The organism is Marivita sp. S6314, from assembly GCF_023015985.1.
In the GTDB taxonomy this organism is placed as follows: Bacteria; Pseudomonadota; Alphaproteobacteria; order Rhodobacterales; family Rhodobacteraceae; genus Marivita.
Map to the genome: position 1 here is coordinate 111,044 of NZ_JALKAO010000005.1, position 13,554 is coordinate 124,597.

At 58.4% G+C, this 13,554-nt stretch carries 13 protein-coding genes; 6 read left to right on the forward strand and 7 right to left on the reverse strand.

Annotated features, from left to right (window positions below; all coding sequences use genetic code 11):
* The first annotated feature begins 82 nt into the window (after window positions 1-82).
* From pufB to dxs, 6 genes are all read left to right on the forward strand, one after another.
* Complete coding sequence (pufB, locus tag MWU54_RS14740) at window positions 83-232, forward strand: light-harvesting antenna LH1, beta subunit (RefSeq protein WP_072778079.1); 150 nt, start codon at window positions 83-85, stop codon at window positions 230-232.
* Between the two features lie 14 nt (window positions 233-246).
* The gene (pufA, locus tag MWU54_RS14745; RefSeq protein WP_247085203.1) at window positions 247-402 is read left to right on the forward strand and encodes a light-harvesting antenna LH1, alpha subunit; all 156 of its coding nucleotides are present in this window, start codon (window positions 247-249) and stop codon (window positions 400-402) included.
* Window positions 403-536: 134 nt separating this feature from the next.
* The gene (pufL, locus tag MWU54_RS14750) at window positions 537-1,376 is read left to right on the forward strand and encodes a photosynthetic reaction center subunit L (RefSeq protein ID WP_247085205.1); all 840 of its coding nucleotides are present in this window, start codon (window positions 537-539) and stop codon (window positions 1,374-1,376) included.
* A gap of 2 nt (window positions 1,377-1,378) precedes the next feature.
* On the forward strand, window positions 1,379-2,362 hold the full coding sequence (gene pufM / locus MWU54_RS14755; RefSeq protein WP_247085207.1) for a photosynthetic reaction center subunit M: 984 nt from the start codon (window positions 1,379-1,381) through the stop codon (window positions 2,360-2,362).
* Between the two features lie 2 nt (window positions 2,363-2,364).
* Window positions 2,365-3,480 carry a photosynthetic reaction center cytochrome PufC gene (gene pufC / locus MWU54_RS14760; protein WP_247085209.1) on the forward strand — a complete coding sequence of 372 codons (1,116 nt, stop codon included), beginning with the start codon at window positions 2,365-2,367 and terminating at the stop codon, window positions 3,478-3,480.
* A gap of 194 nt (window positions 3,481-3,674) precedes the next feature.
* The gene (gene dxs, locus MWU54_RS14765; protein ID WP_247085211.1) at window positions 3,675-5,600 is read left to right on the forward strand and encodes a 1-deoxy-D-xylulose-5-phosphate synthase; all 1,926 of its coding nucleotides are present in this window, start codon (window positions 3,675-3,677) and stop codon (window positions 5,598-5,600) included.
* A 3-nt stretch (window positions 5,601-5,603) separates the two neighbouring features.
* Here dxs and MWU54_RS14770 read toward each other — a convergent pair whose 3' ends face one another.
* The 7 genes from MWU54_RS14770 to MWU54_RS14800 all read right to left on the reverse strand — a co-directional run bounded on the left by MWU54_RS14770 (window position 5,604) and on the right by MWU54_RS14800 (window position 13,320).
* Entirely contained in the window at window positions 5,604-7,010 is a 1,407-nt protein-coding gene (locus tag MWU54_RS14770) for a DUF4214 domain-containing protein (protein WP_247085213.1), read from the reverse strand.
* An 88-nt stretch (window positions 7,011-7,098) separates the two neighbouring features.
* Window positions 7,099-7,647: an isopentenyl-diphosphate Delta-isomerase gene (gene idi / locus MWU54_RS14775; RefSeq protein ID WP_247085215.1), complete on the reverse strand. Its 549-nt coding sequence runs from the start codon at window positions 7,645-7,647 to the stop codon at window positions 7,099-7,101.
* A complete protein-coding gene (locus MWU54_RS14780) occupies window positions 7,644-8,828 on the reverse strand; it encodes a geranylgeranyl diphosphate reductase (RefSeq protein WP_247085217.1) in 1,185 nt (394 codons plus the stop codon). Before MWU54_RS14780 ends, idi begins: the two co-directional genes overlap by 4 nt.
* Before the next feature lie 2 nt (window positions 8,829-8,830).
* Window positions 8,831-10,111, reverse strand: coding sequence for a BCD family MFS transporter (locus MWU54_RS14785; protein ID WP_247085219.1), 1,281 nt, complete (start codon window positions 10,109-10,111; stop codon window positions 8,831-8,833).
* Window positions 10,108-11,016, reverse strand: a complete 909-nt coding sequence (gene chlG, locus MWU54_RS14790; RefSeq protein ID WP_247085221.1) for a chlorophyll synthase ChlG — start codon at window positions 11,014-11,016, stop codon at window positions 10,108-10,110. The genes MWU54_RS14785 and chlG overlap by 4 nt, the downstream gene beginning before the upstream one ends.
* 96 nt (window positions 11,017-11,112) lie before the next feature.
* Window positions 11,113-12,534, reverse strand: a complete 1,422-nt coding sequence (ppsR, locus tag MWU54_RS14795) for a transcriptional regulator PpsR (protein WP_247085223.1) — start codon at window positions 12,532-12,534, stop codon at window positions 11,113-11,115.
* The gene (locus MWU54_RS14800; protein ID WP_247085225.1) at window positions 12,535-13,320 is read right to left on the reverse strand and encodes a cobalamin B12-binding domain-containing protein; all 786 of its coding nucleotides are present in this window, start codon (window positions 13,318-13,320) and stop codon (window positions 12,535-12,537) included.
* Window positions 13,321-13,554: the final 234 nt, after the last annotated feature.

The window sequence follows — 13,554 nt, forward strand, 5'->3', positions numbered from 1 at the left end:
GGACAGGACCTGCGGAGCCTTGGCTCCAAGGGACCCGGCCGCAGGGAATGCGGCGTCAGCATAACGTTCCGGAGGAAAGTTCATGGCTGATAATACCGACCTGTCATTCACAGGTCTTACTGACGAGCAGGCCCAGGAGCTGCATTCCGTCTACATGAGCGGCCTTTGGCTGTTCTCGGCGGTTGCAGTGGTTGCACACCTCGCAACCTTCATCTGGCGCCCGTGGTTCTGAGGAAGGATTAGAAAATGGCAAAGTTCTACAAGATCTGGCTCATCTTTGATCCGCGTCGCGTGTTTGTCGCACAAGGCGTGTTCCTCTTCCTGCTGGCTGCAATGATTCATCTGGTGGTGCTGTCCAACGGCATCAACTGGTTCGAAAAAGCAGCAGCCGCTGGCATGTAAACCAGCCCGCTCGGAAGAGCCCATAACATCGCTGCGGGCGGAACAGCATCTTTGCACCGCCCGCAGCAAAACAAAACGAAACATGACGGCTTCGACCCACGGTGGACGTGCCGGCAAACGCGGAGAAAAAGAAGATGGCGCTGCTCAGCTTTGAGAAAAAGTACCGCGTCCGCGGAGGGACGCTGATCGGCGGCGATCTGTTCGACTTCTGGGTGGGGCCTTTCTATGTGGGCTTCTTCGGGGTCACGACCGCCTTTTTCGCTCTGCTCGGCACAATCCTCATTTTTTGGGGTGCGGCAGACCAGGGCACATTCAATCCATGGCTCATCAACATTGCGCCTCCTGACCTGAGCTACGGTCTGGGTATGGCGCCGCTGATGGAAGGCGGCCTCTGGCAGATCATCACGATCTGTGCGGTTGGCGCATTTAGCAGCTGGGCGCTGCGCGAGGTCGAGATTTGCCGCAAACTGGGCATGGGCTATCACGTTCCCTTTGCCTTCAGCGTTGCGATTTTCGCCTATGTCACGCTGGTGGTGTTCCGCCCGCTCTTGATGGGCGCATGGGGCCACGGCTTTCCCTACGGGATTTTCAGCCACCTCGACTGGGTGTCGAACACCGGCTACGCGTACCTGCATTTCCACTACAATCCGGCGCATATGCTTGCGGTGACGTTCTTCTTCACCACGACACTGGCGCTGGCATTGCATGGGGGGCTGATCCTCTCAGCCGCGAACCCTGAAAAGGGTGAAGAGATGAAAACGCCCGACCACGAAGACACCTTTTTCCGCGATTTCATCGGCTACTCGGTTGGGACCCTCGGGATCCACCGCGTGGGTCTCTTGCTGGCGCTGAACGCCGGTTTCTGGTCCGCGATCTGTATCATCATCTCGGGCCCGGTTTGGACCAAAGGCTGGCCTGAATGGTGGAATTGGTGGCTCGAACTGCCCATCTGGGGCGCCAATGTGGGGATGTAACCATGGCTGAGTATCAAAACATTTTCACGCAGGTCCAGGTTCAGGGCAATCCGGAATGGGGCATGCACACCGAATCCGCAGAACGCGAACGGTTTGGCAAAGGCAGCTTTTCCACCCTGATCGGATGGATCGGCAACGCCCAGCTTGGCCCGGTATACCTTGGCTGGACTGGACTGGTGTCGCTTGCCACAGGGTTGCTTGCGCTGAACATCATTGGCCTGAACATGCTGGCGCAAGTCGGCTGGTCGATCCCCGAGTTCATCCGGCAGCTTTTCTGGCTCGCGCTTGAGCCGCCAAGCCCGGAATACGGTCTCAAGATCCCGCCGCTGAATGACGGCGGCTGGTACATCATCGCCAGTTTCTTCTTGCTGATCTCGGTAATGAGCTGGTGGGCAAGGACCTATATCCTCGCCATGGAACACAAGATGGGCAAACACATCTTCTGGGCTTTCGGGTCTGCAATCTGGTTGTTCCTTGTCCTGGGTCTTTTCCGTCCGATCCTGATGGGATCGTGGTCAGAGGCGGTGCCCTACGGCATCTTCCCGCACCTTGACTGGACCACCGCGTTCTCGATCCGGTACGGCAACCTTTACTACAACCCGTTCCACGCGCTTTCGATTGTGTTCCTCTATGGCTCGGTCCTGCTCTTTGCGATGCACGGCGCGACCATTCTGGCGGTGACCCGTTACGGCGGCGACCGCGAACTTGAACAGATCGTCGACCGTGGCACAGCCACCGAGCGCGCGGCCCTCTTCTGGCGCTGGACCATGGGCTTCAACGCCACCATGGAAGGCATTCACCGCTGGGCCTGGTGGTTTGCGGTCCTCACTCCGATCACGGGCGGCATTGGCATCCTGCTGACGGGGACGGTCGTGGACAACTGGTTCATCTGGGCCCAGGAGCACCACTTCGCTCCGATGTATGACGGCTCTTATGGCTACGAGGCCTACGGCTCCTACGAAGCCTTTATTGGACAGGAGAACTGATCATGTTTCCCAAGTGGTTCGATAAATGGAACAGGGATAACCCGACCAACATCTACGGTCCGGCGATCCTGGTAGGTGCCTTGGGTACTGCTGTTACAGTGGCTGCGTTCCTGGTGATTGTCGGTCAGCCGTTCAAAACCGAGAGCCTTCAAACCGGTCCGCGCGGCAACGGGATGGCACGGACAGAGTTTGTCTCTGACCTGGCCAAGCCGGATCCGGCGATCGAGGTCATGTATACCGAGGCCCCGTATGTGCCCGAGGGTGGCGAAGACCTGGCTGGCGATATCTACCAGAATGTTCAGGTTCTGGGTGATCTGACCGACGACAATTTCAATCGGTTGATGCTGGCCATGACTGATTGGGTCGCGCCCGAACAGGGGTGTGCCTACTGTCACGGTGATGTGGAGCTTGATGAATACGGCAACGACGATCTTTACACCAAGGTTGTCGCCCGCCGGATGATCGAGATGACCCAGAGCATCAACGAGAACTGGGATGGCCACGTAAACTCCAACAAGCAGGTGGGCGTGACATGTTACACCTGTCACCGCGGGTTGAACGTGCCGTCGGATATCTGGTTCAAACTGGGTGATGTGAACAAAGCGGCTGGCGGTTGGGCGGCAGTGCAGAACAAGGTGACGGTACAGAGCCAGTATACGTCCCTGCCATCTGATGCTTTGGAGACATTCCTGCTCGATTATGGCCGGATCAGCGTTCACGATCTGGAACCCCACGTGGCCGAATATCCGTCCCAAGAGGGTGTTGTGTCCTGGCAGGATACGGAACGCACCTTCAGCCTGATGAACTACGTGTCCAACTCGCTGGGTGTGAACTGTGTGTTCTGCCACAACAGCCGGGCATTCTATGACCCCGAGCAGGTGACCCCGCAATGGTCCACCGAACAGCTTGGCATCGGCATGGTTCAGGAAATCAACAACGACTACCTGGTGCCGCTCGAAGGGGAATACCCGCCAGAGCGCCTTGGCCCGGTTTTTGCAGATGCGCCGAAGGCCGCCTGCAAGACTTGTCACAAAGGATACCAGCAACCGCTGCAAGGGACGAATGTCATCGCTGACTGGCCCGAGCTCGCAACAACAGGTGCGCCTGTATACGAATGATCGGTCAGGGCGGTCCGCCGCCCTGACTATCGCCAGATCCGGTTTTCGACAGGTTCCCAAAACGAGAAAACCGGATTCGGGGCTCAACACCCCGGTTCCCTTCCTGTTGGCTACAGGAACTGGCGCCACGTTTCTTGGCACCCCCTTGCAAACGTGGCGCCTCATTTCCCTCACGTCCCCGAGGAGACTGCCACATGACACACTCAATCACCCCCAATCTTGATCGCATTGCAGGCCCCGCCGACCTGCGCACGATGGATGACGCAACGCTCACCGCTGTTGCAGACGAAGTCCGATCAGAAGTGATCTCTGCCGTTTCGCAAACCGGGGGCCATCTTGGCTCCAGCCTTGGTGTGGTCGAACTGGCGGTTGCCATTCATGCGGTGTTCAACACGCCGATGGACAAACTGGTCTGGGATGTGGGTCACCAGTGTTATCCGCATAAAATCCTCACGGGTCGTCGTGACCGCATGAAAACCCTGCGCCAGAAAGACGGTATTTCGGGTTTCACCAAACGCAGCGAATCTGAATACGACCCATTCGGCGCGGCGCATTCCTCGACCTCGATTTCTGCCGCTCTGGGCTTTGCCGTCGGGCGCGATATGGGTCGCCCAACAGGCGATTCCATCGCTGTGATTGGCGACGGCTCGATCAGTGCCGGCATGGCCTATGAGGCGATGAACAACGCAGGCCACGAAGGCCGCCGCATGTTTGTGATCCTGAATGACAACGAAATGAGCATCGCGCCACCGGTGGGCGCAATGTCATCATACCTGAGCCGTCTTTACGCGAATGAACCGCTGGCCAAGATTAAATCGCTTGCGGAAGGCTTCGAATCCGCCTTGCCCGAGCCGATGCGTGAAAGCGCCAAGCGCGCGCGCCAGTTGGTGACGGGCAATCTGCAAGCCTCGGGCACGTTGTTCGAAGAACTTGGGTTTGAATATATCGGCCCGATTGACGGCCATGACATGAACCAGCTTCTGCCCGTTCTGCGCGCTGCCCGCGCCCGCGCGACGGGGCCGGTGCTGATCCATTGCTGCACCGTCAAAGGCAAGGGCTACGCCCCGGCGGAAAACAGCGCTGACAAGTACCACGGCGTTGCCAAGTTTGACGTTCAATCCGGCGCGCAGGCCAAATCACGGCCAAACGCGCCAAGCTATACCAAGGTGTTTGGGGACACGCTGACCGAAGAAGCCGCGCGCGATCCAAACATCGTTGGGATCACAGCGGCCATGCCCGGTGGGACCGGGATCGACATCCTGGCCGATCGCTTTCCGTCCCGCGTGTTTGACGTGGGCATTGCCGAACAACATGCGGTGACCTTTGCGGCCGGGCTGGCGGCAACCGGGTTGAAGCCGTTCTGCGCCATTTATTCGACCTTCCTGCAACGCGGTTACGATCAGGTCGTGCATGACGTCGCGTTGCAGAACCTGCCTGTGCGCTTCGCCATTGACCGCGCCGGGCTGGTCGGGGCGGATGGGGCCACGCACGCAGGTGCGTTTGACGTTGGATATCTCAGCGCATTGCCGAACATGACGGTCATGGCGGCTGCCGACGAGGCAGAGCTCAAGCATATGGTGGCCACGGCTGTCGCGCATGACAGTGGACCCATTGCGTTCCGCTACCCACGCGGGGCGGGCAACGGGGTTGAGATGCCGGAACGCGGCGAGGTGCTGGAAATCGGCAAGGGCCGGATCCTGCAAGAAGGCAGCGATATCGCCTTCCTGAGCTTTGGTGCGCATCTGGCTGAAGTTGAAGCCGCGACGCGTTTACTGGAGACTGACGGGGTGTCGGTCACAATCGCGGATGCGCGGTTTGCCAAACCTCTGGATATCGACCTGATCCTGAAACTGGCTGCAAACCACGACGCGTTGATCACGGTAGAGCAGGGCGCGCGCGGTGGGTTCGGGGCGATGGTTCTGCATGAGCTGGCAGATCGCGGTGCCTTGGATCGCGGATTGAAGATCCGGACGATGACCTTGCCGGACCGGTTCATTGATCAGGCGTCGCCGGATGATATGTACGCGGATGCAAGGCTGACGCGGTTTGATCTCTACAAAACTGCGATCTCCCTGTGCTCTGACGATGGCAAAGTGGTCCCGCTGACAAAAGGCGCGTGAGCGTTACACCCAATCAAGCGCGTCTTCGACCAAGCCGGTCACACTGATTGTGAACTCGGACCCCTGCGCCGTGTCTGTCGATGCGGCGAAGGTGTCAATGATGCCCTTCGCTTGCGCCACAGAGCCCATGCTTCCGTCGAAGGCCTGCATGGCCGTGTTTGCCACCTGCACATTGTTCAACCCGTTGATCACCGCGAAATAAGCACCGATCTCTGCCTTGGTCTCAAGGTATTGCGCGTCACTTGCGCTGCCGGTGGAGGCCTTGGCCCCACCGAGCATCGCCACGATAAACTCTGCCCGGTCAACGGCCCCGCTGTTCAGCGTATCGACCCAGTAGGCAAAGCCTACATCGTCCGGATCGCGGCCCAGAATATTCGAATAGACCGCTGTTACGAATTGTGCGGTTCCCCCGGTTGTTCCGTACAGCGCCTGAGTTTCGGGCTGATCGAAGAATTCGCGCGCGATGTCGTCCATCGACATCCCATCGGCCAGCCGCGATCCCCAGTACAACAGGCCCGCCGCGTCCGGCGCGCGGTTGAAATAGGCCACGTAGAGTTCCGAGAACGCCAGCATGTCCGCGTCGGTCAGCGTGCTGACATTGGTGAACAGATCAAGCGCAAAGGTGGTATCGCGGAACTGCAGCGTCTCAATGCTGTTCAGCGTATCCGTGCCATCCCGACCGGTGCGGTCTTCGATGATGATCGATCCGTTGCTGATGGTAATGCCGTAGTTCGACGCATCGCCGATATAGACAGCGGTATCGTCGCCACCTTCACCCGACAAAATGTCATTCCCACCTGACCCGGTGATGGTGTCATCCTGCGCTGTTCCGACAAGGTTTTCCGCCGTGGCCGTCCCGACAAGAACGTCCGAGCGTTCGTTCGAAGGATCGGTTTGATTTTGTTCGGAGTTGGGTGATGCCGTTGCAATATCAGGTGTCGTCCGACCACCCGTCATGGCAAAGTTCTGTGTCGCCATAACGGAAAAATAGGTTCCCGTATCGTAGGCGAAATTCCCGGTTTGAATGCCGATGCCGACCACTTCGAGATCCGGCATCAGGATATTCGCCCGATGTCCGGGGCTGTTCATCAGCGCCAGGTGAAGATCGTACACGTCGTCGAAAAGCCCGGGTTCGCCCCGTTCGCTTTGGGCAGCGATGTTTTCGGCTGTCCGCCATGTGCCGGACAGATCGAACCCGACATCCACCATGCGTTCGGTCGGAGTGGACCCACCCACACCGGTATGGCTGAACACATTGTTGTTCAGCATCCACGTCGAATGCGCGTCGGCAGACGCGTTCAATGTCTTGTCGAGAACCAGTGCGTTCAAGCCACGGCTTGTGCGCTCCTCGTTCACGAGTTCCAACATGTACCGCTCCAGATCACTGGCGGTAGCAGCAGCAGCAGACATCTCAAACTCCCCAGTTCGAGCCCCACTTAAAGGTTTAGGCAGGAACTAAGGCAAGAAACAGGAGCGAATGTGTTTAAAATTGGCTGCTTTATGCTGGGTTTACGCAGGAAATCGCCATGTCGCCAAAGATTTGTGGCGCGTATGTGTCAAGGTAAATGCGAAGCCAGGGGGTAAAGCGGCTTGGTTCGTTAACCACCTCATTCATGAGATCGCCATACCGCACCCACCGAGTCGCCATGACTTCGTCGGGATTGAGCAGCAACTCTGGCGCGCTGTCGACTTCGGCGACAAAGATATCGACCACCTCGTGTTCGATCAGTCCACCGCCCACATCGGCGCGGTATTCCACGCGATCCCGGTAATCGAGGTTCAGGCCCTTAATCCCGAGTTCTTCGTTCAGGCGTCTTTGTGCGCAATCAATACTGCTCTCGTCCCAGTTGGGATGCGTGCAACAGGTGTTCGCCCATAGCCCGGGTGTGTGGTATTTGCCCATCGCGCGGCGTTGGATCAGGATCTCGTCGCCTTTCAGCACGAAAACCGAAATCGCCTTGTGCTTGAGCCCACGGATATGGGCGTCCAGCTTCTCAACAGGGCTGAGAGTGTCGCCAAGCCAGGCCGGGATGAGCGTCTGCGTCATACATGGGTCTCCCGCACCAGTCCCAACAGGTGGCGCAAGTTCTTAAAGCCGATTTTTAGGTGCGCCATGGGACGCGCCTTGACGAGCTTTTTGTTCATATATGCCTCGAACGTCAACTTCTGCACATCAACATCGTGACAGAGCGAAACAAACCGTTCCCGGCGAGAGTCGCTTTTGTAATAGGCGTCCTGCATCTGACCCAGAACGCGGAAGACGGTCTTGTGCTCTTTCATGAAGAGCTTCCGCGCGAGGGCGAGATCCGTGATGCGACCGGTTTTGAGCGTTGCCGCGCAAGCGGTTGCTGCATGCCGCCCACAGATCATGGCGTAGTAGATGCCTTCGCCGCTGGACGGTGCCACGACACCGGCCGCATCTCCGGCAACCACAACGTCGCGGGCATTGTCCCAGAAGCGGAGCGGTTTAAGCGGAATGGGCGCGCCTTCCTTGCGCAGCGTTTCGCAATCGGCCAGACCTGACGCTTCGCGCAGGGCGGCGGTGGCCTCTTTGAGGTTCACGCTTTGCACATAGGTGCCCATGCCCACGGACGTTGTGCCGCCATGCGGGAAGACCCAGCCGTAAAAGTCGGGGCTGATCGCGCCGTCATAGATCACGTCACAGCGGACAGGATCGTAGACATCATTCTTTTCCGGGGCCTTGATGATCTCGTGATAGGCAAAGACCAGCGGAACCTTGTCACCGCCGGGGATCTCATCGCGGGCAACCCGCGAATTGGCACCATCCGCGCCGATGATCAGTTTCGTGGGCAGCGCGCGTTCTTGGCCGCTTTCCTTGTCTCGGTAGATGACAGACCGCGTCTTGGCGGCCTTGTCGCGGTCGATCCGGACATATGTGCCGGTGAGCCGCGTGGCCCCGGCGTGTTCGGCGCGATCCCGCAGGAACGGATCGAAATCCTTGCGATCGACCATGCCGACGAACCCGTTTTCAATCGGGATATCCACATGGCGCCCTGTGGGTGAAATCATCCGCGCGGTGTTCACTTTGGCGACCAGCTGGTCCTCACCGATATCGAAATCCTGCATGAGGCGCGGGGGAATGGCCCCGCCACAGGGTTTGATCCGGCCTTCCCGATCCAGCAGGGCCACGTTGTAACCCGACCGGGCCAGATCTTCGGCAGCGGTTGCGCCACATGGGCCACCGCCCACAACGACTACATCATACATGGTCATTCTCCTGCGATCAGTTCGGCGTGTCGGGCTGGCCCCTCCATGATGCGCAACGCCATGACAGCAGCGCAGAGGAACAACCCGGCTTCAAAAACAAAGACGGTCCCGAAGGCGGGGGCGTCTGCGGTCAGAGTGCGCATGACATCTGCGGCTGCTGCACCGGTCAGGCCGCCAAAACCGGCGGCAATGGCCTGGGCCGCACCCCAAAGGCCCATGCGCGTGCCTTCCCGTTTTTCCCGGCCTTCGCCAGCCAGCGCCATCATCGACCCAATGGCAGCGACGGCAAACGCGCCGTTGAAGAACCCAAGGGCAAAAACGGCAGGAAGAAGCGTTTCGGGCAGGGCATATCCCCCCAAGGTGGCAATGACACAAAGGCTGGCGGCCGATCCAAGACATCCGCCAATGACCCAATTGCGCAAGCAGCCAAAGCGCAATGCGGTGGCTGCAATGCCAACCGTCAGCATTCCGAGGAAAACGCCGCCGTTCTGGATGCCCGACAGCGTGGTGCTTTCGCCGGGGGTAAAGCCAAAGACGAGCCCAGCATAAGGCTCAAGGATCAGCTCTTGCATGAAATACGCGGTCATCGACAGGAACACGAAGATCGTGAACATCCGGGCCTTCGGTTCCGCCCAAACCTCGGCCAGCCCTTCGCGGAACGGTACGGGGTCGGCTTCGGGTTCTGCCTCGACACCGCGTTCGATCCGCCATGTGGCAATGAAGGTGATCAAAAGCGCAACCGCCGCGACGCCGCTGACAACGCGGATCAGAACGGCGGGGGTATAGGGGTCAAGCAATTGCCCTACCACGCCAGCTGTCATCGCGATCCCGAAAATCATCATCAGCCAGGTGATTGTCGCGGCAGCGGCGCGGCGATGCGGCGCCGTGGCTGTGGCAAGCAGGGCCAGCACGGACGTTCCCGCAGCACCGGCCCCCAGGCCGATCAAGGCGTAGGCCAGAACAGAGATGGCGAGCCCCGTCCAATAGCTGCTTTCCATTTCAACCACACCGAGCGCGGCCAGAATGCCGCCAGTGGCGAGAATCCACATACCGCGAATAATCCAACGGGTGCGGTTGCCGCCCTTGTCAGAGAGGAACCCCCAATTCGGACGCGTGATCTGGATCCCGTAATGCAGGGCAACCAGAAGACCGGGCAGAACCGCCGCAAGCGACAGTTCGACGACCATCAGACGGTTCAGGGTCGATGTTGTTAACACGACAATCGCGCCAAGGGCCATTTGCACAAGGCCAAGACGCACAATGGCCAGCCAACCAAGCGTCACAAGAACACCTCCACATGTCGCAGGGCAAAGGCGGACACCATCATGCCAGAGACGTACATCAAGACGCCCGTGCCGTTATACCAGGGCGCTTTGGCCTTTGGATCTTTCAACATCACCGACATCGCCAAGATCTGACCCAGCACCAGCGCGAGGATACCGGCGGCATGGGCGGATTGGCCCCAATGGGCCAAGGCGAGAATGACCAGAACCTGCGGCACCAGCATAATGGCGCAGGCAACCCTGGCGGCCCGTTCAGGCCCAAGCGTTACAGGAAGGGAATTCACGCCCATCCGGCGATCACCCTCCAGGGCCTTGAAATCATTGAGTGTCATGATGCCATGCGCACCGACACCATAGAGAAGCGCCAACAGGATGACCGGCCCGGATGGTAGCGTTTGACTGAGCACCGCCGCACCGGTGAACCACGGCAGCGATTCGTAGGACAGGCCCACCAGCCCGGGGCCAAACCATCCAGAGCGTTTCAGGCGGATGGGTTCCATTGAGTATGCCCACGCCGCGATGACCCCGACCACGGTTGCGATAAAGCCCCATGTGCCCAGCAATGCACCGAGCGCAAGTGACAGGAGTGACATCGCAATGGCGATCCATAGCCCCCAGCGCCCGGGAATGCGCCCGGATGGAATGGGTCTGTCCGGTTCATTGATGGCGTCAACATGCCGGTCGCACCAATCATTCGCCGCCTGACTCATGCCGCAGACAACGGGACCGGCCAGGATGATACCCAGGATCAACAGGCCAAGATGGTCGCCAATGGCCACGCCGGACGCGACAGCACCACAGGCATAGGCCCACATGGGTGGAAACCAGGTGACGGGTTTGATCAATTCCAGCATCGCGGACGGGGCGGGGTATCGACCAGAGTGTAAACTTATGCTGACAGTCATGTGTCAACTAAACACGACAAACCGATTCACATCAAGCGAAACAGACGGGACAAAATGTCAATTTGGGGGGTGTATCCGACAGGATCGGCGACGGCGTCAGTTCCCGTCGCCATCCTTGTTCAACAGGCCATATTTGCGCAGCTTGACGTACAAGCTTTGGCGCGACAGCCCGAGCATTTCCGCCGCCGCCACCCGGTTGTTCCGGGTCAGGCTGACAGCCGTTTCGATGCACATCTTTTCGACCACATCGGTGGTTTCCGCGACGATTTCTTTCAACGTGGCCGAGCCGACAAGCTCCATCACATTGCGGTTTGATTCTTCGCTTGTTTGCACCTGTGCCTTGCGCATTGCATCAACGCGGCTGATGTCGCGGATGACGAAACCAAGTTCAGGTTCACTGTGGTTTTCAAGGAAGGTCACCGACATCTCAACAGGGGTCTTGGCCCCGAAATCGTTCAGCAACTTGGTCGAATACATCCGCATCTGTCCGGTACGGCGGGCGTTCTCTACCAGAACACTCAAGTCGATCTGACCGCGCCCCAGGAAATCCGACAGGCTGCGCCCCCGAACATCGACCGCATGTGCGGCATCGACAAGATCGAGAAACGCATCGTTGCAAACCTCGATGATCCCGCGCACCGACGTGAACACGATGGCATCCGACCCTTTTTCAAAAACCGAGGCCAGATTGGTGCTGAGATTGTCCATCCGAGCCGGGTTGGCGTCGGACGTGGTCAACCGGCAGATCAGGATGCGTTCCCCGGCGGCGCGGAATACGCTTGGGGCGACCACGATTCTCTGGCGGCCACGGCGCGACTGAACTTCCAGACCGGTGTTGTTTTCGGAAATGGCTTCGTTGATCAGCGCTTCGATAAACTCTTCGCGGCGTTTGTCCCGGAATTCCTGTGCAAACGACGATCCAATCAGATCTTCGCGGGTAGATCCCAACAGCATGGCTGCGGGATCATTGACGTCTTTGATCTTACCGTCGCTCACCGAGATAAAGATAATCGCGTCATGCACCGTGCGCAGCAGCAGACGATACCGCGCGTCAAACTCGCGGCGCGCTTCGTATCCCTGCTCCAGCGACATCTGTGCCTGAACCAATTGCTGTTGAGTCTCTGCAATCGGACGCAGGTCGCGGCCCAGCATCAGGAACGATCCGTCTGATCCGAAGGGGTGGAAGCTATAGCGGATCGGGAATTCCCAGATCGCATTGTCGGAGTGATTCAGCTCAATCGACCGCGACGGCAATGCGCCGGACGCCATCGTTTTCATCACAGCATCAACCTTGGGAATACTCTCTTCGGTCAGGAACTTCGTCAGCGGACGACCTTCCCAGTGACCCAGTTTGCCAAACGAGGTTTCGTTCGGATTCACCAGGACAGACAGGATCACGCCGTCCCGGCCAACAACAAGCGCAATGTCAGAGGCAACAGCGATAATACTGGACAGAACGCCCGCGTCGATCAACGGGACGGAACCACTACTCCAGAAACTGGACCCACTACTATTCATCTAACGTGCTAACGACCTATTTCTGGTTTTCTTGTTTTCGCAAAGCTTGAGAGCAACCTTCACGTCATTTGTAACCAGATCGACGTCAGTCTTTTCTTTGACACCATCCGCAAGGTTCAAAACAATCCCGCCCAGAACCAGGGGTGGCGGCGCCAATATTCCGGCTCTTATGCGTTTAACCAACTTGGCGATTTTTGCAAGAGCATCGGGCCTTGAGCCAGAAAATAGAGCCATATCGTAGCCTTCATCTGACAATGCCTGGACAATTTTTGCAGATGAGGCACCAAACAGGATCCGCACAGAGGCCCCCATCCGGCGCATTTGCGCGGTGGCAACATGCGGGCCAAGCGTGTGGCTGTCGTCCCCCTGAAGGATCAGCAAGACGTTCGTGTCATTGGCGGATTCCGATGGTTTGGCCGACCATGGCGGCGCAAGAAGCGTCAAAAGGCCCTGCAGGCGGGCCGTCGCAATCGTGACTTTCGCAAACCCGATGATGTCATCCACCCACATCGCGCCCAGTTCGTGCGCGGTTTGCGGGATGTAAATGTCCACGATCTGATCCGCGCTGATCCGGCTGTCGCGCAGATCGTCCAGCAAAGCCTCCGGATCAAAGGGTCCCGGCCGCAAAACCCCGTCGACAAGTTTGAGCACCACGCTGTTGCGGATTGTGCGTGTGCCTTCGTCCCCTTTGTCGTTGAGAACGGATATGACCGTCGACGCCAGCGCCGAAACATCGGGGCGGTATTCGTCAGTGATGGTGCGGTCGTCTGAATGGTCGTTCGCCATAGCAAGCCTCTTTTCCGAAATCACCGGACAAATGTCAGGTAGATCAGACAGTTTATTGTCCGACCCCTGCGGCTCAATGTCAAAGAGAATTGACATGCAACTTGCGGAACGCTTTTCTTTCAACGATCTATATACGCCAAAATCGCGCGAAAACTGCGAAAAACAGGCGAAAATAGAGAATCAGCCACCAAATTCAGATGCGGTGCGCCCGTGGTTCACAAGTGTAAGTTTTAG

Coding starts and splice junctions, on each gene's coding strand:
- idi (WP_247085215.1), bottom strand. CDS start 7,647: ATGACGCAGACGCTCATCCCGGCCTGGCTTGGCGACACTCTCAGCCCT.
- pufC (WP_247085209.1), top strand. CDS start 2,365: ATGTTTCCCAAGTGGTTCGATAAATGGAACAGGGATAACCCGACCAAC.
- MWU54_RS14800 (WP_247085225.1), bottom strand. CDS start 13,320: ATGGCGAACGACCATTCAGACGACCGCACCATCACTGACGAATACCGC.
- dxs (WP_247085211.1), top strand. CDS start 3,675: ATGACACACTCAATCACCCCCAATCTTGATCGCATTGCAGGCCCCGCC.
- pufM (WP_247085207.1), top strand. CDS start 1,379: ATGGCTGAGTATCAAAACATTTTCACGCAGGTCCAGGTTCAGGGCAAT.
- MWU54_RS14780 (WP_247085217.1), bottom strand. CDS start 8,828: ATGTATGATGTAGTCGTTGTGGGCGGTGGCCCATGTGGCGCAACCGCT.
- pufA (WP_247085203.1), top strand. CDS start 247: ATGGCAAAGTTCTACAAGATCTGGCTCATCTTTGATCCGCGTCGCGTG.
- pufB (WP_072778079.1), top strand. CDS start 83: ATGGCTGATAATACCGACCTGTCATTCACAGGTCTTACTGACGAGCAG.
- pufL (WP_247085205.1), top strand. CDS start 537: ATGGCGCTGCTCAGCTTTGAGAAAAAGTACCGCGTCCGCGGAGGGACG.
- MWU54_RS14770 (WP_247085213.1), bottom strand. CDS start 7,010: ATGTCTGCTGCTGCTGCTACCGCCAGTGATCTGGAGCGGTACATGTTG.
- chlG (WP_247085221.1), bottom strand. CDS start 11,016: ATGACTGTCAGCATAAGTTTACACTCTGGTCGATACCCCGCCCCGTCC.
- ppsR (WP_247085223.1), bottom strand. CDS start 12,534: ATGAATAGTAGTGGGTCCAGTTTCTGGAGTAGTGGTTCCGTCCCGTTG.